The following is a 16,402-nucleotide window of genomic DNA, read 5'->3' as shown; positions in this document are numbered from 1 at the left end:
GGCCGGCCATCGAACGCTGCGGGTGTTAGGCCGCGACGGTGAAGCGGCCTTTGACCAAACCTTCACGACGGCGCACGCCCAGGCCGAGGCGCTCTTCAACCAGCAGCGCGCGTTCGTTCTTGATGAACTGATCGTTGATCAGGCCCATCTTGAACAGGAACGACATGCGATCGAACAGCACCGACGAGCGAGCGAAGTTCGCCACCAGGAACTCGCCACCGGTGTCGGCATCACCCTCATCGACACTGTCGGAGGTAACTACCGGGCGCCCCCACAGAACCGGGGTGACCAACCCTTGCAGGTTCGCGAACAGATAGCGGTTCTCGCCATCCTTCTGCAGCTCAATGTTCATCCAATCGAGCTCGGTCATCACAATGCCGTCTGCGGACAGCATCGATTGCTTGCGAACCTGGTAGATCGCCCGGCGTACCAGATCGATGGCGGTATCGCCAGCTTTGGTCAGCTCCGCGTTGTACACGGTGGCCTGGGTCATCAGGCCGTTCAGGTTCTCGCCGGTGCCGTCGCCCTTCAGGATCTGACGCTCTTCCTCGAGCTTGAGGTCGTAGCGCAGAAGCTCCTGCAGGTAGGCCATCAGCTGAGGAACATCGTCCAGCGCCTCGTCGGTCACGGGCATCCAGACGGCGATCTTTTTGACCCGGTCGGTCTGGGTCGTGAAGGTCACATTGCTGGTTGGCTTCAGGCCACCTTCCGCCACTGGTGCGGCGCCGCGGGTGTGCAGGTTTTCTTTGAAGTAGGTGTAGTTCTGGCCGGACACCGGAACGGTGGTTAACAGATCGCGGATGCGCAGCTCCTGGCGGATTCCAGGCTGAATGACCGGGTCATAGTTCGGCGCAACGATGCCGGCGCTGGTGACCTTCATTTCCTTCATGCTGGCCATGTCGGATTTGGTCACTTCGATATCGGCCAGGGAAACGCTCTTCGCCTGCAACGATTTATAAGCATCGTCGTTTTTGACCAGGTCGATGAAGCTCTTGGCCTCGCCGGGCTGGCTGCGCAGCTTGATGCCCTTTTCTTCCAGCTTCTGGACCTGCTCGATGACACGTTCGATTTCGCCCTTCTGGGTTTCGATCTGAGCCTTCATCGCGCTGGTGACGGTGTTGCCCTTTTGCAGTTCATCGGCAACAGCGTCGTACTTTTTCTGCAAACCAGTGAAGCCGTCCTTCAACTGAGTTTCGAGCGTGGCTTTTACTTCTTGGATTGGATCGGTCATGGCGACACCTTAAAAAAATTGTCAAAAGTGGTGGAGAGTGATTTCAGCCCTTCCACGATCGCCGTGGCCTCAGTTCCACCATCACGGTGCACTGCGGAGTAGCCGAGCGAGGCGACTGCTGCCGCCTCCTTCTGAGAAAGGCCCATGCGATCGCGCAGGGCCTTCTCAAAAATTCTGATGTCCGACTTAACGTCGGTGACTTGCGCCTCTGGGTTCATCCCGAAAGGCACTAAAGATGCTTCCCAGAGTTCTGCCTGCTTGATGATGCGGATGGTCCGGCCTTCCCGCTCTTCGTATGCCGCCAGGATCGTGTTGAAGCCGATCGACATACTGTCGAGCGTGCCCTCTTTCATCAGCTCGTAAGCATCGCGGGCATAGCTCACTGCCAAGTTGACTTTGCCTTTGATGTAAAGCCCGTGGCTGTCTTGGGTAAAGTCTGCGGAACCCACCAGTCGAGTGAGGTCGTGAAACAGCGCCAGCTTCAGACGGCCGCCGCGAGTGGTCTTTACCTTGGTGAATGCGCCCGGGAGGATGACGTCATCACCCAGGTCAACATTGTTGAACACCGCTGCATATCCCTCGAAGTTACCGGCGTCATCACTGGCCTTTACTTCAAAGGGCACTTCAATCTTGCTGAACATTGGTCTGCATCTCCCACCGGGTGACCCGGTCGTATTCTTCGCCAGCCAGCGGAGGAAGGTTTTCTTTACGGCGGACCTCGTTGATGGTCATCCAGCCAGAGCCGCCGGAGCCGCCGAGGGCGCCCTTGTAGTAAGTGGCCCGGCCCGCGCTATCTGCGCGCAGCAGCCCCTCGACAACGAACTCGACGAATAAGGCAGTTCCTGCGAACAGCTTGTCGTTGATCTCGTCTTCGATAGCCTTGATGTAGGGGCTCAAGCCGAACGTGATGAAGCCGCTGGTTTGTTGCTCCAGGTTCGATCCCATGATTGAGGTCTTGCCTGCGCGGTTGGCCAGGTAAAGTGGAACGCCCCAGATGCCGGCGAGCGCTTCTTCTTGGAACTGCTGGGACTCGATGAACTGGCTGTCCTTCTGGGTCATACCAGCAGGCACGATGGTCGGGCCGCCTTCGAGCAACCCCATTTTCCCGATGTCCTCCACGTCTCCGTCGCGGATCTTCGGAAATTTGTTCAGCACCTGGTCGCGCTGCTCAGATGTGAGGAAGTTCTCGTAAATGACGTAGCCGCCGGTGAAGCCGCCCTTTCGCATAAAGCGGGCTGACCAATCCTGTGCCGCCTTGGCCAGGCCCATGGCTTCCTTGTGAAATTCAACCGGTGAAAGGCCGCAGATTCCGTCAGCGCTGAACAACTTGAAATGCAGCATGTTCTGAGGCGAGACAGGGAAGCGCTTGCCGTTGAGGGTCACCCAGTAGAGCAGATCGTCCTCGGTATCGATTTCCACGGCATCCGCGCCGACCGGCACCAGGCCGATGAAGTCGCCATTGTCAGCGCGCTCGATCAGCGCATAGCCGTTGCCACGCAGGGCCATGTTCACCACGGCTGCCTTGATGAAGTTCAGCATCGTCATGTACGGGTTTGGCTTGGCCAAAATCCGTAACGCACGCTTGTTTTCCTTCACAAGAATTCGCCCGGCGGGCTGATCCTCGAACAACTTCAACGGCAGCCCTGAAACCGTCTCACTGAGGATCTTGATGCAGGACCAGACAATGGGGATTGCCATGGCTTTCTTGGGGGTGATCACTGCTCCAGAACGTGTCTGGCCGCCGATGTCTGTCTGAACCTCAACGTATTCGCCCGTCTTGGGATCGTTGAAGCCAAAGAAACTCCAGCTCATTGGGTTGTACCAGCGAGACGCCATATTGAACCTATAGAAGTCCGGAAAATCCGTTTTGGAGGTAATCGTCGATGCTGCCCTTGCTCTCTTGAGGAGCGCCCAGGGTGGCGCCGAACGCCATCGCGAGCGCTGACATTCCGTCGATGCGCCCGGTAGCTTTGTCCTTTGCGAACTTGCGGCCGCCAGCCGGATCTTTCTGAATCACCGCGTTGGCCGCGCACATCGTCAGCACTGGGTGCATGCCGTGCCGGACCCGGCCGTTCAGCAGCTCTGACTCCAGCGCGTCAATTGCCGGGGCCATATCCTTGAAGCCTTGGCCGTACTCGACCAACGGCAACGACACGCCCTGCGCCTCAGCGTCCCGTTTGAAAAGGTCGATGCGGTACCGGTCGAAAGCGAGCGACACCAAGTCGCCGCCCAGCTCGCCAAGGATTCGCGCGATGTCTGCAGCAACAAACGCGTAGTCGACCGTGGCGCCCGGCGTAGTGATCAGCAATCCTTCTCGGGCCCAAACCTCGTACGCCGCCCGGTCGCGTTTCGCGCGATCCGCCAAACCAACTTCCGGAGTCCAGAAAAACGCCCACGCACACCAGTCCCCGTCGCGCTTACCGATCAGGACAAGCGCGGTAAGGTCGGTCCTGAATGACAGGTCCAGGCCGCCGTAGAGATCAAGGCCGTCCGGTGAATCCGGGTCGCCTCCGCATGACTCCCACACCCCTTTGGAAACAAAAACAGAAACCGTCGACACTCGCTGGTTCAGGCAGAGGTTGCGGAAAGTGTTCTCGGACGCCGGCATTCGGTTCGCCCTGTCGGCCTGTTTCTGCAAATCTTCCAGGGAGCGGAACGTTCCCAAAGCCGGGTTGGCCGCGCGCCACGCTTCCCTGTCGGTGAGCTTGCAGTCCTTCGGCGCCTGATAAACGTGACTGACAATGTGCGGATCTTGCGAGCGCTCGGCGTCGTCGAGCCAGATGCTGAACAAGTCGCTGTCTTGCGCGGCCTGCGTACTGATTGCGATCAGCAGTGGCGAATCGTGAGCGCCCTGAGCGGTTGTTATCGCGTCGATGAAATCGCTCTGGGGACCTCGAACCTGGCCTACCTCATCAAGGATCGCCAGCACTGGCGACAGCCCGTGAGCTGTCTTGCCCTCCGCCGCAAGCGCACGGAACTCAACATTGAGCGGAAGCCCGATCAGTTGTTTGCTACTCGGGACGATGTGGATGATTTCTTTCAGATCCGGGTTCAACTGGATCATCTTTACAGCTAGCTTGAACACGACCCCAGCTTGATCTCGGCTCATTGCGCCGGAGACGATCTGCGTATTGAGCACTGCCTCGGGGCCAACCAAATGGGCCAGAAGAATCCCGGCGATCAGGCCGGTCTTTCCGTTCTTTCGGGCGATGCTTAAATACGCCGTGCTGGTGCCGGCCGGGTTGTCATAGATGGCCAGGATGAAATCCTTTTGGAAGTCATCCAGCACCAGCGACTGTCCAACGTGCTTGCCTTCCGGGACACGACAATATTTCTCGATGAACGCGATGACTTTCTCACCGCGCGTTCTGCGCCGGGCCGCCATCAGTGCATCGCTCTCGGGATCAGATCGTCGTCGTCCTGATTCGCCAGCACCTTCTCGGCTGCTCGTTGCTTGGTCGCCTTCTTGCCTTGGTCGCGCGACTCGCCTTGGGTCGCTTGGGCATGCACTTGCAGTGTCCGGCTCAACGCCACAGCGCGACGGCTCAAAGTCTCCAGAAGGTTATGCTTGGGATTGATCACCTGAGTACCGCGATCATTGGTCAGAACATCACCCTCGATATCGATCTCTTTCTGCAGGCGCTCGATGTCAGACAGACATCTGGCAAGGTTGCCGGCTAGGACCAGGTCGGAATCGGTCCAGCTCTCTCGCGTGCGCGCGCGCACAATGGAATCCCAAAACGGCTTGTCGGCTTTGCGGATGTTTACGAAACTGGGTGGCTTCAGCGGCCCGGCGGCTGCGGCCTGCATAGCAGCAACCGCCGATGTCGCGCTATCGGAGCGGGTGCGCTTGGCTGTCATAGGTTTTCTCAATCGTGCCGCGTTGTGTTTTGGCGGCGTTTTCCGGGTTAGAGATGAAGAAGAGGGTCGAGGGCGGTCCTATGTGGCGAAAAACCTCATATTTTGACCTCCCCCTAGGGGCACTGACGTGCTTCAGCCGATCCCGTCATGGATTCGCTCAATCGCGGTTCCAGTGATGATTCGGATCGACTGGGATGCCTGCCACGTCGTGCCCTGGCAGGATGCCGGTCCTCTCCTGCCTCTGCTTGGCGCTGTCATGACAGGGCTTGCACAGGCTCTGGAGATTCGACGCATCAAAGAACAGACTCTCATCACCCTTGTGAGGTTTGACATGGTCGACGGTGTTGGCCGCTTCGACAACGTCCATTGCTCGGCACATGCGACAGGTTGGCTCTGCCTGCAGCTGGTGCCAGCGCAATCGATACCAGCGCTTCGTCTTGTACAGATGGTGCCAAGGGGATGCGTTCGCCAAAGTAGCCTCATGCGTCTCGATCAACTCGAGCGGCCCGTCGTCCTCACGCTCTACTTGGTCTATGGTGTCTGTCTATTCATGCAGTAGGACGCGGCAGATGGCCGGTGAAGTCGATGCACATCAAGTAGTGCAAGCAGCCCGTGAATGGGCGGGAAGATCCGACCGCGATCCGGTAATGGTCGCCGCCGATGTCCTATCGGTAATCAACAAGCTGCATCGTAGGTACAACGAAAAGGCTTACAGGCGCGAACTAACAAAGCTCTACCGGATGTACTGTGATTCATGACTGCCGCGGATCTGCCTAACCACATTCCTACGTGTAGCGACACAATTTGCACCCTCGCGAAACGTGTCGCGACCTATGGTGTTTGCCGCTCGACGGCTTCGTTGACCTTCTCCGCTGCCTTGCTCGCCGTGTCGGCTGCCTGGACTGCTGAGTTCGATGCCTCTTGCACCTTTACTGCGGCGTCTTGTGTCTTCTCGGCAAGGCTATTCAGCCGGACGTCACGCTTACCCAATGCAGCGTCATAAGCGCGGCGCACTTCGGCGAGTTGCTTCGTCTGCTCACTGCTGGCTGACCACACGCCAGCCTGGTAACCGAGGATCAGGCCGCCGGCGAGCAGCAGCGCGGCGATCACCCAGATCTCAGCCCGGCGCCACCAGCGGCGAGCAATGAACTCCATTGCGCATCTGTCCATCAGTTGATGCCTCCCAGCTTGGTACGCAGACGGGCGATTTCTTCGCTCTGCGAGGTTACCGTTGCGGTGAGCTGTGCGACGTGACTGGTGAGGGCTTCAATCTTGCCCTCCATCCGACCTACCGCAGCGGCGAGCTCGTTGCGCTCTTTGGCGAACTGATCGGCACGGGCCTCCGCTTCCTTCCGGGCGGTGCGCTCTGAGTCGAGGAGTTCGTTGAGGCGGCGGACGGTGCCGATATCGGCGTTGTCCATCGCTCGGTCTGCAGCATCCTTCGAGAGGAACTTGCGCAACCAGAGGAAGGCGCCCAGCAATACGGTTCCGGTACCGCCCAGCCAGGTAGCTGTGCCTGGGCCGAGGTCAGTAGGGTCCATCCGATACTCCAGAAACGAAAAAGCCCCGGCGGATGCCGAGGCTTGAAAAGGGTACAGAGGGCTGGTGCTAATCGCCGGCTAGTTGGCTTCAATAAAATCGTGGCCAGCCCAGGTCATCTCAAAGTTGTCGTCGTCATGATCAACGCGCGTGACCTTCACGAAACCTGCCGTTTCAAGAAGGTGCAGGTGATAACTCACTGCTGGTTCAAGGCCATTTCCTTGGTGGTCATATTTCTCAGCGAAAACGCCGAGAATCTCGCTGCGATAAAGCCCTCCACCTCCGTTATCTTCGGTGGATATAACTTCGAGTATTTCTTTGGCCAGCGCGTTGTTTCTTTTCATGAGCGAATCCTTGCAATTGATGCCAAGTGGCCACGACAAGACTACAACACCTTCCTGAAACGAAAAAGCCCGACGCAATGGCCGGGCTTTCTCTGTTGTGTCGCGCTTGAAAAGCTGAACACGGTGCCATGAAAACAGGTGTTTATCCGGCAGGAAAGAATTTTTTACGCTGCGAGGCGAATTTCCTCGATCGCGCAATCAATCCACGCAACACCGGCCTTGATCACCTCCCGCGCTGAGCGTTCGGACATCCTCGCCGACTCGCCAACCCTGACCATCGTCCACTTCGCGCCGAAGTACAGCCAGATGAAATTACCCATCTGTTCATCACGCTGAGCCAACTTCGCCACCGCGCGATCAACCACCAAGGCCGTGTCATCCGTGACGCAATAATTCTTCACGCCGCCCTCGGTCACGTTGTTGTCACGGATCAGCGCGTACAGCGGTGACACGTACCGGGGCACACCCATTCCATCCATGCGCCACCAGCCCCACTGCTCCAGTAAGTATTCAGTGTCACCCAATGGCTTGTCTGCGTACGTTCGTTTTTTCATGCTGCCTTCCTCGGGTTTGGCTCATCCATGCCGAACAGCTCCCGCAGCAGCTTGTTGGCGATCTTGTTTTTTGCGTTGCCTTCAATAATCCAGCGCCGGGCGAAGTCCTCGAAGCCCAGGTTGGCGCGGGACGCGTGCCAGTCGGCAATGATGTCCATGAAAGCCGCCGAGCCGATTCGGCCATTGGTCTTTTCCAGCAGCAGGCGATTGCCCTGTTTCAGGAACTGGCACTCGACTGGGGTCAGGCTTTTGCGCGGCAGCGCCGCCGTTACGTTGTTCATAGCGTGGCACTCCAGACTTTCAGATATTCGTTGGTATTCATGTTTTTCCGGGCTTGGGCGGAAAGCGCGAGGTTCCACGCTCGATACGCTGCCGCCGGCGAACTGCCAATGCCCATCCATGGCCTGCCTTTGGCAAAACAGCAGTAGGTGGAATCCCGGCCGATGATGGTCGCCTTTGGCGGGCGCCCAGTGAAAACAGTTTTCCGGTGGCCCAGCCAGTCCTTGACCGCGGGCCAAATGATTTGCTGTTCTGCTTTCGAGAAGTCCGTCTTGCCGTTGTTTTCATGCACCTCGGCAAGGCCATAGTCCTCGTTCGCGACCCAGAGCCGGAAACCGCTCGGCACATGCAGGATGTCGTACCCCTTCCGCGCCCAGGCCCAATCATCTGGAAAGTCACGGATAGACGCTGCGATTAATTCAGCTTCCAGATACTCGGGGGCCTTCACCACCACCGCACCTTTCGGGAGGATGTATGCCCTTCCGTGCTCCAGCGATGGGGGTTGTTCAACCTCCACTTTCATTGTTTCGTCAGTTGGCGCGCCAGCGGTCTTGGGCAAGTGAATGGCGACGTGGCCCGGTTCGAGCGATCTATCACCGGTCAACCGGCGAAACAGCTTTTGCACTTCGGAAATCATGCTTTTTTCCCCCTGTACTGACTGGCGAACGAGCGGCCCATTTCGACCTCCTCGTTGCTCGGCTCACGGTTGCCGGCGAAGTTGACGAAGCGGGCGTACTGGCCCTGCTGCTGAACGAGACATGAACCGACCGGCGCGTGCCTGCACTTGGGCATGATCAGCTCGGTGACGCCGTTCTGGCCTTCCTCCGAATCTATGTCGCGATGTACGAGGATGATGCAGTGGGCGTCCGCCTCGATCTGTCCGGAGTCGCGCAGATCCGAGGCGATCGGCTTCTTGCCCGGGCGCTTGGTCGAGTCGCGGTTGAGTTGCGCCAGCAGAATCACCGGCACTTCCAGCTCCTTGGCGATGTTCACGATGCCGGTCGAGATCTTCCCCAGTTCCGAGGTGCGGTTGAACGCCTTGCCGTCCGAACCGATCAGGCCGATGTAATCGATCACCACCACATCAAGGCCGTGCGTGCGTTGCACCTGGCGCGCGATGCTGCGAATGCGCGCCACCGTCAGCCCGGACTTGTCACTGATGAACAGCGGCTTACCCGTGATCTTGCTCACCGCCGAGGTCAGCCGCGGCCAGTCGTCGTCCTGCAGCTGGCCGTCATCAAGTTTGCGGAGATCGATCCCGCCTATTGACGCCAACACACGGTTCCCCAGCTCTTCCTCGGGCATTTCCAGGGAGAACACCATGCCTACACCCGCGCCGCTGCACGCGATGTGCTGGGCGATCTGTAACCCAAGCGTGGTTTTGCCGCTCCCCGGCAGCCCGGCCACGATGGTGACGGTTTTCTTCCGCAAGCCGCGGATCAGCTTGTCGAGATCGACCAGCCCAGTTGAAAGCCCAGACTCCAAGCGCCCATTGAATTTGGAGTCGATAACGTCGATGTTGCGCTGGATTACGTCATCCAAGCGCTTGTAGTCAGGCTCACCGGTCTGCAGGTCTCGCAGATCCGCCATTGCCTGCTGTGCGCTGGCGATGATTTCGGCGACGGGCCGATTCTCGGTTGCCAACTCCCGCACCGCGTCGGCGGTGTCCACCAAGCGGCGCAGCACGGCCCGCTCGGTCACAACCTTGGCATATGCCTTCCAGTTGGCGGTGCTGGGCGTGTTGCGCGCCAGCTCGGCGGCGTAGGTCAATGTGCGAGTGCCGCTCGGCAGGTACTCGGCGAAGTCGTGCAGCGTTACCGGGTCAACCGGGCTTCCAGTGGCATGGCAGCCAATCATCATCTGGAACAGGGCGGCATTCTCCGGATCGTGAAAGTCCGCCGCCGATACCTGGCTGGTGATGGCGTCGAACAGCTCCCCATCCAGCAGCATCGCCCCCAGCAGAGCGTGTTCAGCCTCATCGCTGAACAGTTCGCGATATTCACTCATGCGGTTGCCCTCATCGAAGACCAGCTGAAGCCGACGGCCTGACCACCGTTCTGACGCAGGCGATCGAGTGCGCGGTCGCCGATGAACTGGCCGAGAGCGCTGGCCGGCAGGTTGGACACCGCCACAGTGGGCAGGACAAGCTGATACCGGCGATCGATGATTTCGTGCAGCAAGCCCAGCTCGTATTCGCTCCCCTTCTGCGCGCCGATCTCGTCGATCACCAGCAGGTCCAAAGTCGCCAGTTCGTTGATCACGTCGCGCTCGGTGTAGTCAGCACCGCGCACCATCGCGCCCTTGGCGATGCGGATGATCTCTGCAGCCGAGACGATCAACGCCGTGGCGCTGAACTTCCGGATGACGTGCTGCGCCATGCCACTGGCCAAGTGCGTCTTCCCTGTACCGACATTGCCGGCCAGGATCAGCGAGCGGCCGGCGCGGTAGTTCTCTTCGAATTGATCAACGTACGACTGGCAGGTCGACAAGGCACGGATCTTTTCCAGCACTGCACCGGTGGTGAAGTTCTCCAGCGTGCACTCCGCGAACCGCGGCGTAATGCCCGACCCGATCAGCAGCTCGTTCAGCGTCGCTGCTTTACGGCGGGCCAGCGCCTCGGTGTGAGCTTCGCTGCGTTTGTCGGCGGTGTTCATCGCCTCCCACTGGCACCGGCGGCAAGCGCGCACCAGATAGGACCCGTCGAACTGCTCGACCTCGGCGCCGTCGACCGTGCCATGCACCGGGCACTGCGCCTCGAAGAAGCGAACATCCGGCACGCGGCTGAACTTAGAAATTGGTTTGGCCATGTGGCACCTCCGGATAAGCGTTTGCTTCGTGTTGCGGCAGGTTGGTGAAAGTCGAAGGCTTCCCTCCCTTCGCGCCAGCGCCTGGCAGAACCGACTCGGGATAGATGTCCGACCAGCTGCTAGTGGTGGACTTATCCAGCACGGCGTCCGGCTCGGGATGGTTGGCCAGCTTCTTGGCGATCAGCTCGCAGGCACGGAGTGTCAGAGGCGCCCGTTTGGCCTTCCGCATTTCGCAGAAGTCCGCCCACGCTTTTTCGGAAGCGTTCGCCGGTTTGGCAGTGAGCGGATCGAACTTGCCAGTCTTCCCTCGAGACCCAGCAGACTTGTCTGCGCCTTCTTTTGGTTTATTAACGGATAGATGACGGATAGATGACGTATTGGGTGCAGCTGCTGCACCCCGTTCTGTCGTCATTTGCACCCCGTTCTGTTCTGAGCTGCACCCCGTCGCGTCTTCATCTGCACCCCGTTCGGAGCGGGGTGCATCTGGTGCACCCCGTTTTTCGATGAGGTCATACACCACCGGGCGACGGTCGTGGCGGTCGATGTATGCGGCCGCGATTGACTGGTTGCCACGGCGAATCAAGCCAGCAGACTCCAATGCATCCAGCTTGTAACGCACCGTGCGTTCGGAGAGACCGGTATCGACCGCCAGGGTCAGGGCGGAAGGGAAGGCTCCACGCCCATCGCTGCCTGCGTAGTTGGCCAGGCAGAGCAGGACGTGCCGGCATGTGGAGTCTTTGATCTCCTGCTGTTCCAGCGCCCACACCATGGATTGGATGCTCATAGATCCAACTCCCCCGTAACGCGACGAATGAAGGCGTCGTAGGTCTCAGCCATCACCAGTCCCTGATCTTCCAGCGCTTGGCGGAGCGCTTTCGCCGATCCGTACATCACCCAGCGATCGCGCTCTGGCAGTCCCTTGAATTGGCTGTAGCTCGGCCAAGGGCCGGCGATCACCGATACGGGGCCTTTCTCGGCGGTTGTCGTTTGCGGGAGGCGGTTCATTGCAGCGTCTCCCCTGGCTTGCGGCCGATATGGGCTGCCATGGTTTCCATTGAGCCGCCAGACAGACGCAGGACCAGAAGGCGAAGCACGGTAGTCGCGTTGATCGCCTCCACTGCTACGGTGGCTGAAATCGCCGCGTTGGAAGCTGCAATTGTGGCGCTCGTCCCGAGCCTTATCTGGTCGCTCGAATTGAAAGCAGTGCAGGCCAATGCCAAGTCGCTATGTTCGTCGAAGTACTCGGGCGGCAATGGCGAGGTCAGCGATCTACCCGTAGGGATGAGCGTTGGCGGCATTTCCGCGCCAGCCAACAGTGATTTACTCGCGACCTCCCAGTGCTCGTTCGAAACAGCCAATGCGTCGGCACCTGTCCTGCGCTCGAAGAGAACCTTGAGCGCCCAGTAAGCTTCGATCAGGCCGACGTATACATCGTCCCCTTCTTCGATCTTTCCGCCCTCCTCGACAAACTCAGTGGCGTCTTTCACGCTTTCGAAGCATTTCAGCAGCAGAGCGGCGTCGGCGAATTTTTCGAAGTACTTCTGATCGATTGTTTCGGCCTGCGCGGGCTTGGGAAAATCGATAACTTTACTCATGCGGAAGTCCTCTGGCGCAGCTTGAACCGGCCTTGCTGAATGTCTGGATGGGTGGCTCGCTCGGCCGTGACGAAAGTGCACTCGGCAACGAACCGGTCGAAGCGACGGGTGATGTCGGCTGTTGGCCAGATCGCGTATGGCTGGGCGCCGTCGTCGGCGTGAGCACTGCGCACCATGGCGAACGGCAGCGGCGCGCCCGGGATATCGCGCATCACGGCGTTGACCACCCACGGCGGGATGCCATGGCGCAAGTTGATGCGCTCGCGGATGGTCGTCATGGATTCGAAGCCGGCAGGCCTTGAGTCGAGGTAACGGACCTGCTCGACCTGGGCTACACGGTTTTCAATACCCGCCACCGCCTGCTCGGTCTGATCTTGGCGGCGCTCCATGTCCACCAGCAGCTGGGCGTTGGCGAGCAGTTGCTCGGCCGGGCTCAATTTTCGCTGGTAGCCACCGGTCTTGCGGACGCTCGGCAGCACCTCGCCCACCACCCACTCTTCGAAGGCCTCCGCCGCTGGCATCTTCGAACGCATGATCAGTCGGTAAACATCCCGCTCAGGCATGATTTTCGTCATCTGGTCGCCGCCTGCGGAAGGGATGAGGATTTCCCTCACTCCCTTGCAATGAGTGCGGACAGCCTCATGAGGGTTGGAATACTCAAGCAGATCGGCGACATCCTTGGCGACAAACCATGGCTCACCCTGGGCATCGGTGATCACGCGGATCTCAGCGCCGCTGAAATTGAAGGGGGTCAGGTTCATTGAACGCCTCCGGCGGAATGCCCGCGCGGGAAGAGGCACTCCTCAATGGCGGTCGCACTGCCATCCGCGTTCGTGGTGACAAAGACTTTTCGCTTGAGGCCTAACGCCTTACTGATGGTCGTCGGAGAGACGCCAAGCAGACGCGCTACATCTCGCTGGCGGCCCTTGGCGAATGACTCCAGTGACACTCGGGACGGAACCAAGTGATCAATGAGTGGAGCGAGCGCGCTTTTCGCGAACGCTTTTTCAGTGCGTTCTTCCAGCGTCTTGACCTCGCAGTCGAGCTGGTTGTGCCAGTCATCCGCGTTGTACAGCGCCAAGTCCGCCACCTTGGAATATTGGTGGTCATTGCGGCGATCAAGCTGATCTCGAAGCACGTAAAGAACCCCGCGCAGCCAGTCAATTTGCTCCATAGCGCAAGCGATCTGGAAAATCGCGTCCTGAGCAATCTGCTTTTGCTCGTTCATGCTGCACCGCCTTGGCCCTGCGCGGCCTCGATTCCGGCGTGAGATGCATAGACGAGCGCCAGCGCCGCGTCAGCTGCCAGATAAACGAGAGTCGCTTCGTGCGTGCACTCCGAGACATTCATGAGCGACCGCAAGCCGGCGCAAACCGACTCCAAATAGCTGCTCGCTGCGTCGAGAGAGTCAACTACCGGAACCCCACCAACGGCTGCTAAAACCGCATGATTTCCGTTCACGCAGTGCTCATGCTCAAGCGTAAGGATTTGAGCTTTCATTGAAGAGCCTCCCCTGCGGTTGCCGCGCCCTTCTGGACAGACCAGACCAACGCGCTGACCGTCTCGGCGAGGAACCCGAGCGCTGCCATGCCGTCGCAGTAAGCAAGTTCGCCCATGTTCAGGGAGTCATGCATGTGGCGGCAGATCTGACCAAGGCCAGACGACAAGACCTTTGCGGTTTGCAAGGCGTCCTCGGCGTTCGCACCAGGTGAAACGTTCAGCAGTTGAATGCCGCGGTTGTCGATCGGGGTATCGCAAAACCCGACATGAGCTGTACGCAAATCTTGCGGCGGCGGTGGGTTGGTGCTATTTTCTGATTTCATTTTGGTTTTCCTGAAGCAAAGTGATACCGAGACACCCGTTGGCGCGGGTGCCGACTTGAAGGCTCGACTTAGGTCGGGCTTTTTTGTGCCTGGCGTTTAGGTTTCCCTATCATCCACGACGCAAAATTAATGCTACCCCCCTCCCCTGAGAGGGCTGTCACCTACCCGGGTCGGGCGGGCGGAATAGTTGTTCGAGCGCGCATATCACATCTCCAAAAATTGCAACTCATGCCTAAACAGTGCGAAGGCAGGGGACCGCTTTAACGATTAAAAATCTGCGCAAAGGGGGATTTGTCGCCTTTTCAATTGAACTCGTCGCAATTAATGAAATTTCACGAAAAATGAGGGGCCGCGCATTGCGCGGATCGCTGTTTGCGCATGCAAAAACTTTGGGCTCGCCGTTCAATTTCCAGTGAATGCGACGCTCGATGGTTTGAGAAGTCATGGCGATACTTTCTCTGGACTACTGGATGAATTACCAGCAGGAAGGGTGGACTGAACCCCGGGCGAGATGAGCTGTACATTTGCGCTCAAGGTCGGCGGATTCTCAGCCTCAACCTCTGATTCCCAAGGAAAGTCAGGGCACAACGAACAACGGCGAAAAACCCCCTTGGTGACAGATTCAATACGGGCTGCAATTTTCGGAGAAATCGAATGTTTGCCCCTCACCCAGCCTGAGACTGTGGTTTGGTCAATATTCAGGGCAGTAGCGGTCTTCTGCTGGGTGCCGAAGTAACCCACCAACTCCTCTATGATTGTTCCCATTACGGATACCTTTTATGAGCTTTCCCCTAGCGTATAGCATGGGAATACTCATTTGCAACCGTAGGGGAAATCCCTTGAAGATATGGAAATGAATTACAGCCAAAGAATCAGAGCAGCAAGAAAGCACGCCGGGCTCACTCAGTCAGAGCTCGCTCGTCTCGTTGGGATCGATCAGACCTCGATCTCCAATCTTGAAAGAGGAAAGTCGCAAGGCTCGTCACATACGGCCAGCATTGCACGTGCTTGTGGTGTGAGCGCTATCTGGCTCGAAGCCGGCCTCGGCGAAATGACCGCCGACTTTGCGATCATTGATCGCCCTACCCCTAGTAATGCCAAGGCTGTAGGTCCGTTCAACATCTGGGATCATGAAACGCCCTTGCATGAATCCGAAATCTACCTTCCCTTCTTGCGCGAGGTTCCAGAAGAAACAAACAAACACCATTTCAAAATAGTAATGGTGACGGATCACAAGCTTCGCTTTGACCGGCAGATCCTCCAGCGGCAAGGCATACATACCGAAGATGCTGTCTGTGTCGCTGTGCTTGGAAATAGCATGGAACCGGTTATGCCCGACGGGAGCACGGTAGCGATCAACATGGCTAGCACAGATGTGGTTGATGGGAAGATTTACGCCATAGATCACGACGGCCATTTGAGGGTGAAGGTCTTGTATCGGCTTCGACAGGGCGGAATTCGCCTACGCAGTTACAACCAGGCGGAGCACCCAGATGAGGAATATACCTTTGAGGAACTCATCGAAAACAAGCTCGTTATCTTGGGCAAAGCGTTCTGGTACTCCGTGATCCTCTAGGTAATTGGTCATAAATCTGACCGGCTTCGGCCGGTTTTTTTCCCCCTCGGACTAACCAATCATAGATAATATGAGCATACCCCTTGACTTAAAATAGGGGATATCTCATATTTGCTCCATCGCAGCATTGCATGGAGCTTACCTAATGATCACCCAAACCATCACCGCTCACGGTTTCACAGGATTTCTCGGACGTGGTGCCGCACCTCGCGAACTGGAATGCCTACTGGCCGTTGCAGCCGGCCACACCTCGAAGGAAGTGGCGCGTGATCTTGGGGTTGCTCCGGACACCATCGATAAACGCTTGCTGGCGCTGACCACGAAGCTGGGCGTAACCCGGCGTGCTGCTCTGGTGGCCGAGGCTTTCAAGCGCGGGCTGATCTCACCGGCAGCTGTTCTGGTCATGATCCTGGCTGTACACGCCTCGATGGCTGAAGACCCGGCGCTTCGTGTTCGTCGAGGCATTGGCGAGCGCCGCATTGAGACCCGCGTGGCCGTGCGCCGCATCGAGGTTGCCCTCACCGCTTAACCCAACCTGATTTTCGCGAAAGCCAACACCGCGGCCGGGATTCGCTCGGCCTTGAGAAAGCTTCTCCCAACCCAAAGGAGCAGGACCATGTTGATTCTTACCCGCCGATCTGGCGAGACGATCCGTATTGGCAATGACGTCAGCGTCACTGTTTTGGGCATCACAGGCCAGCAGGCGCGCATCGGTATATCCGCGCCGGAGTCGGTCGCCGTGCACCGTGAGGAAATTCACCAACGCATTCAGGCAGGCATCCCGAAGGATCAA

25 protein-coding genes and 1 pseudogene are annotated in these 16,402 nt (G+C 58.4%); 4 read left to right on the top strand and 22 right to left on the bottom strand.

What is annotated here, in order from left to right; genetic code table 11:
• Nucleotides 1-25: 25 nt before the first annotated feature.
• From ACZ0AZ_RS14745 to ACZ0AZ_RS14720, 6 genes are all read right to left on the bottom strand, one after another.
• Nucleotides 26-1,231: a phage major capsid protein gene (locus tag ACZ0AZ_RS14745; protein WP_258450324.1), complete on the bottom strand. Its 1,206-nt coding sequence runs from the start codon at nt 1,229-1,231 to the stop codon at nt 26-28.
• Nucleotides 1,228-1,872: an HK97 family phage prohead protease gene (locus ACZ0AZ_RS14740; protein WP_258450325.1), complete on the bottom strand. Its 645-nt coding sequence runs from the start codon at nt 1,870-1,872 to the stop codon at nt 1,228-1,230. Before ACZ0AZ_RS14740 ends, ACZ0AZ_RS14745 begins: the two co-directional genes overlap by 4 nt.
• Nucleotides 1,856-3,067, bottom strand: coding sequence for a phage portal protein (locus tag ACZ0AZ_RS14735; RefSeq protein ID WP_258450326.1), 1,212 nt, complete (start codon nt 3,065-3,067; stop codon nt 1,856-1,858). The genes ACZ0AZ_RS14740 and ACZ0AZ_RS14735 overlap by 17 nt, the downstream gene beginning before the upstream one ends.
• Nucleotides 3,068-3,074: 7 nt before the next feature.
• Nucleotides 3,075-4,616, bottom strand: a complete 1,542-nt coding sequence (locus ACZ0AZ_RS14730) for a terminase large subunit (protein WP_463537628.1) — start codon at nt 4,614-4,616, stop codon at nt 3,075-3,077.
• Nucleotides 4,616-5,092 (bottom strand): TerS protein, encoded by a 477-nt coding sequence (locus ACZ0AZ_RS14725; protein ID WP_127648860.1) that lies wholly within the window; start codon nt 5,090-5,092, stop codon nt 4,616-4,618. The genes ACZ0AZ_RS14730 and ACZ0AZ_RS14725 overlap by 1 nt, the downstream gene beginning before the upstream one ends.
• A 157-nt stretch (nt 5,093-5,249) precedes the next feature.
• Nucleotides 5,250-5,471 (bottom strand): HNH endonuclease, encoded by a 222-nt coding sequence (locus ACZ0AZ_RS14720; RefSeq protein ID WP_342454968.1) that lies wholly within the window; start codon nt 5,469-5,471, stop codon nt 5,250-5,252.
• A 190-nt stretch (nt 5,472-5,661) separates the two neighbouring features.
• Here ACZ0AZ_RS14720 and ACZ0AZ_RS14715 point away from each other — a divergent pair, with 190 nt between their 5' ends.
• Nucleotides 5,662-5,850 carry a hypothetical protein gene (locus tag ACZ0AZ_RS14715; protein WP_258452009.1) on the top strand — a complete coding sequence of 63 codons (189 nt, stop codon included), beginning with the start codon at nt 5,662-5,664 and terminating at the stop codon, nt 5,848-5,850.
• 73 nt (nt 5,851-5,923) lie between these two features.
• Here the strand turns inward: ACZ0AZ_RS14715 and ACZ0AZ_RS14710 are convergent, their stop codons facing one another.
• The 16 genes from ACZ0AZ_RS14710 to ACZ0AZ_RS14635 all read right to left on the bottom strand — a co-directional run bounded on the left by ACZ0AZ_RS14710 (nt 5,924) and on the right by ACZ0AZ_RS14635 (nt 14,798).
• Complete coding sequence (locus tag ACZ0AZ_RS14710; protein WP_252885320.1) at nt 5,924-6,262, bottom strand: hypothetical protein; 339 nt, start codon at nt 6,260-6,262, stop codon at nt 5,924-5,926.
• Nucleotides 6,262-6,633 (bottom strand): DUF3450 domain-containing protein, encoded by a 372-nt coding sequence (locus tag ACZ0AZ_RS14705; RefSeq protein ID WP_258450328.1) that lies wholly within the window; start codon nt 6,631-6,633, stop codon nt 6,262-6,264. Before ACZ0AZ_RS14705 ends, ACZ0AZ_RS14710 begins: the two co-directional genes overlap by 1 nt.
• Nucleotides 6,634-6,711: 78 nt before the next feature.
• Nucleotides 6,712-6,975 carry a DUF2513 domain-containing protein gene (locus ACZ0AZ_RS14700; protein WP_258450329.1) on the bottom strand — a complete coding sequence of 88 codons (264 nt, stop codon included), beginning with the start codon at nt 6,973-6,975 and terminating at the stop codon, nt 6,712-6,714.
• Between the two features lie 164 nt (nt 6,976-7,139).
• A complete protein-coding gene (locus tag ACZ0AZ_RS14695) occupies nt 7,140-7,529 on the bottom strand; it encodes an antiterminator Q family protein (protein ID WP_258450330.1) in 390 nt (129 codons plus the stop codon).
• Nucleotides 7,526-7,810: a hypothetical protein gene (locus ACZ0AZ_RS14690; protein WP_258450331.1), complete on the bottom strand. Its 285-nt coding sequence runs from the start codon at nt 7,808-7,810 to the stop codon at nt 7,526-7,528. The genes ACZ0AZ_RS14695 and ACZ0AZ_RS14690 overlap by 4 nt, the downstream gene beginning before the upstream one ends.
• Nucleotides 7,807-8,445, bottom strand: coding sequence for a hypothetical protein (locus ACZ0AZ_RS14685; RefSeq protein WP_463537627.1), 639 nt, complete (start codon nt 8,443-8,445; stop codon nt 7,807-7,809). Before ACZ0AZ_RS14685 ends, ACZ0AZ_RS14690 begins: the two co-directional genes overlap by 4 nt.
• A complete protein-coding gene (locus tag ACZ0AZ_RS14680; RefSeq protein WP_463570805.1) occupies nt 8,442-9,815 on the bottom strand; it encodes a replicative DNA helicase in 1,374 nt (457 codons plus the stop codon). The genes ACZ0AZ_RS14685 and ACZ0AZ_RS14680 overlap by 4 nt, the downstream gene beginning before the upstream one ends.
• On the bottom strand, nt 9,812-10,615 hold the full coding sequence (locus tag ACZ0AZ_RS14675) for an ATP-binding protein (RefSeq protein WP_463537625.1): 804 nt from the start codon (nt 10,613-10,615) through the stop codon (nt 9,812-9,814). Before ACZ0AZ_RS14675 ends, ACZ0AZ_RS14680 begins: the two co-directional genes overlap by 4 nt.
• On the bottom strand, nt 10,596-11,399 hold the full coding sequence (locus ACZ0AZ_RS14670) for a helix-turn-helix domain-containing protein (protein ID WP_463537624.1): 804 nt from the start codon (nt 11,397-11,399) through the stop codon (nt 10,596-10,598). Before ACZ0AZ_RS14670 ends, ACZ0AZ_RS14675 begins: the two co-directional genes overlap by 20 nt.
• Nucleotides 11,396-11,620: a hypothetical protein gene (locus tag ACZ0AZ_RS14665; RefSeq protein WP_463537623.1), complete on the bottom strand. Its 225-nt coding sequence runs from the start codon at nt 11,618-11,620 to the stop codon at nt 11,396-11,398. Before ACZ0AZ_RS14665 ends, ACZ0AZ_RS14670 begins: the two co-directional genes overlap by 4 nt.
• Nucleotides 11,617-12,210, bottom strand: a complete 594-nt coding sequence (locus ACZ0AZ_RS14660) for a hypothetical protein (RefSeq protein ID WP_463537622.1) — start codon at nt 12,208-12,210, stop codon at nt 11,617-11,619. The genes ACZ0AZ_RS14665 and ACZ0AZ_RS14660 overlap by 4 nt, the downstream gene beginning before the upstream one ends.
• Complete coding sequence (locus tag ACZ0AZ_RS14655; RefSeq protein ID WP_463570807.1) at nt 12,207-12,971, bottom strand: BRO-N domain-containing protein; 765 nt, start codon at nt 12,969-12,971, stop codon at nt 12,207-12,209. Before ACZ0AZ_RS14655 ends, ACZ0AZ_RS14660 begins: the two co-directional genes overlap by 4 nt.
• Complete coding sequence (locus ACZ0AZ_RS14650; protein ID WP_463537619.1) at nt 12,968-13,438, bottom strand: Cro/CI family transcriptional regulator; 471 nt, start codon at nt 13,436-13,438, stop codon at nt 12,968-12,970. Before ACZ0AZ_RS14650 ends, ACZ0AZ_RS14655 begins: the two co-directional genes overlap by 4 nt.
• Nucleotides 13,435-13,710, bottom strand: a complete 276-nt coding sequence (locus tag ACZ0AZ_RS14645) for a hypothetical protein (RefSeq protein WP_463537618.1) — start codon at nt 13,708-13,710, stop codon at nt 13,435-13,437. Before ACZ0AZ_RS14645 ends, ACZ0AZ_RS14650 begins: the two co-directional genes overlap by 4 nt.
• On the bottom strand, nt 13,707-14,033 hold the full coding sequence (locus ACZ0AZ_RS14640) for a hypothetical protein (protein WP_463537617.1): 327 nt from the start codon (nt 14,031-14,033) through the stop codon (nt 13,707-13,709). Before ACZ0AZ_RS14640 ends, ACZ0AZ_RS14645 begins: the two co-directional genes overlap by 4 nt.
• A 441-nt stretch (nt 14,034-14,474) precedes the next feature.
• Nucleotides 14,475-14,798 (bottom strand): Cro/CI family transcriptional regulator, encoded by a 324-nt coding sequence (locus tag ACZ0AZ_RS14635; RefSeq protein WP_463570809.1) that lies wholly within the window; start codon nt 14,796-14,798, stop codon nt 14,475-14,477.
• Nucleotides 14,799-14,886: 88 nt separating this feature from the next.
• On the opposite strand from ACZ0AZ_RS14635, the gene ACZ0AZ_RS14630 reads away from it, so the two are divergent.
• The 3 genes and pseudogenes from ACZ0AZ_RS14630 to csrA form a co-directional block, all read left to right on the top strand.
• Nucleotides 14,887-15,609, top strand: coding sequence for an XRE family transcriptional regulator (locus ACZ0AZ_RS14630; protein ID WP_463537615.1), 723 nt, complete (start codon nt 14,887-14,889; stop codon nt 15,607-15,609).
• A gap of 145 nt (nt 15,610-15,754) precedes the next feature.
• The gene (locus tag ACZ0AZ_RS14625; protein WP_463537614.1) at nt 15,755-16,138 is read left to right on the top strand and encodes a LuxR C-terminal-related transcriptional regulator; all 384 of its coding nucleotides are present in this window, start codon (nt 15,755-15,757) and stop codon (nt 16,136-16,138) included.
• Between the two features lie 87 nt (nt 16,139-16,225).
• Nucleotides 16,226-16,390 (top strand): annotated as a pseudogene (gene csrA, locus ACZ0AZ_RS14620) (carbon storage regulator CsrA); the annotation flags it as partial.
• Nucleotides 16,391-16,402: the final 12 nt, after the last annotated feature.

The organism is Pseudomonas sp. AC239 (assembly GCF_979258545.1).
Note: the sequence above shows the minus strand (reverse complement) of the source record. Positions and strands in the feature narration are given on the sequence as shown.

Coding starts and splice junctions, on each gene's coding strand:
- ACZ0AZ_RS14745 (WP_258450324.1), bottom strand. CDS start 1,231: ATGACCGATCCAATCCAAGAAGTAAAAGCCACGCTCGAAACTCAGTTG.
- ACZ0AZ_RS14740 (WP_258450325.1), bottom strand. CDS start 1,872: ATGTTCAGCAAGATTGAAGTGCCCTTTGAAGTAAAGGCCAGTGATGAC.
- ACZ0AZ_RS14735 (WP_258450326.1), bottom strand. CDS start 3,067: ATGGCGTCTCGCTGGTACAACCCAATGAGCTGGAGTTTCTTTGGCTTC.
- ACZ0AZ_RS14730 (WP_463537628.1), bottom strand. CDS start 4,616: ATGGCGGCCCGGCGCAGAACGCGCGGTGAGAAAGTCATCGCGTTCATC.
- ACZ0AZ_RS14725 (WP_127648860.1), bottom strand. CDS start 5,092: ATGACAGCCAAGCGCACCCGCTCCGATAGCGCGACATCGGCGGTTGCT.
- ACZ0AZ_RS14720 (WP_342454968.1), bottom strand. CDS start 5,471: ATGTGCCGAGCAATGGACGTTGTCGAAGCGGCCAACACCGTCGACCAT.
- ACZ0AZ_RS14715 (WP_258452009.1), top strand. CDS start 5,662: ATGGCCGGTGAAGTCGATGCACATCAAGTAGTGCAAGCAGCCCGTGAA.
- ACZ0AZ_RS14710 (WP_252885320.1), bottom strand. CDS start 6,262: ATGGACAGATGCGCAATGGAGTTCATTGCTCGCCGCTGGTGGCGCCGG.
- ACZ0AZ_RS14705 (WP_258450328.1), bottom strand. CDS start 6,633: ATGGACCCTACTGACCTCGGCCCAGGCACAGCTACCTGGCTGGGCGGT.
- ACZ0AZ_RS14700 (WP_258450329.1), bottom strand. CDS start 6,975: ATGAAAAGAAACAACGCGCTGGCCAAAGAAATACTCGAAGTTATATCC.
- ACZ0AZ_RS14695 (WP_258450330.1), bottom strand. CDS start 7,529: ATGAAAAAACGAACGTACGCAGACAAGCCATTGGGTGACACTGAATAC.
- ACZ0AZ_RS14690 (WP_258450331.1), bottom strand. CDS start 7,810: ATGAACAACGTAACGGCGGCGCTGCCGCGCAAAAGCCTGACCCCAGTC.
- ACZ0AZ_RS14685 (WP_463537627.1), bottom strand. CDS start 8,445: ATGATTTCCGAAGTGCAAAAGCTGTTTCGCCGGTTGACCGGTGATAGA.
- ACZ0AZ_RS14680 (WP_463570805.1), bottom strand. CDS start 9,815: ATGAGTGAATATCGCGAACTGTTCAGCGATGAGGCTGAACACGCTCTG.
- ACZ0AZ_RS14675 (WP_463537625.1), bottom strand. CDS start 10,615: ATGGCCAAACCAATTTCTAAGTTCAGCCGCGTGCCGGATGTTCGCTTC.
- ACZ0AZ_RS14670 (WP_463537624.1), bottom strand. CDS start 11,399: ATGAGCATCCAATCCATGGTGTGGGCGCTGGAACAGCAGGAGATCAAA.
- ACZ0AZ_RS14665 (WP_463537623.1), bottom strand. CDS start 11,620: ATGAACCGCCTCCCGCAAACGACAACCGCCGAGAAAGGCCCCGTATCG.
- ACZ0AZ_RS14660 (WP_463537622.1), bottom strand. CDS start 12,210: ATGAGTAAAGTTATCGATTTTCCCAAGCCCGCGCAGGCCGAAACAATC.
- ACZ0AZ_RS14655 (WP_463570807.1), bottom strand. CDS start 12,971: ATGAACCTGACCCCCTTCAATTTCAGCGGCGCTGAGATCCGCGTGATC.
- ACZ0AZ_RS14650 (WP_463537619.1), bottom strand. CDS start 13,438: ATGAACGAGCAAAAGCAGATTGCTCAGGACGCGATTTTCCAGATCGCT.
- ACZ0AZ_RS14645 (WP_463537618.1), bottom strand. CDS start 13,710: ATGAAAGCTCAAATCCTTACGCTTGAGCATGAGCACTGCGTGAACGGA.
- ACZ0AZ_RS14640 (WP_463537617.1), bottom strand. CDS start 14,033: ATGAAATCAGAAAATAGCACCAACCCACCGCCGCCGCAAGATTTGCGT.
- ACZ0AZ_RS14635 (WP_463570809.1), bottom strand. CDS start 14,798: ATGGGAACAATCATAGAGGAGTTGGTGGGTTACTTCGGCACCCAGCAG.
- ACZ0AZ_RS14630 (WP_463537615.1), top strand. CDS start 14,887: ATGAATTACAGCCAAAGAATCAGAGCAGCAAGAAAGCACGCCGGGCTC.
- ACZ0AZ_RS14625 (WP_463537614.1), top strand. CDS start 15,755: ATGATCACCCAAACCATCACCGCTCACGGTTTCACAGGATTTCTCGGA.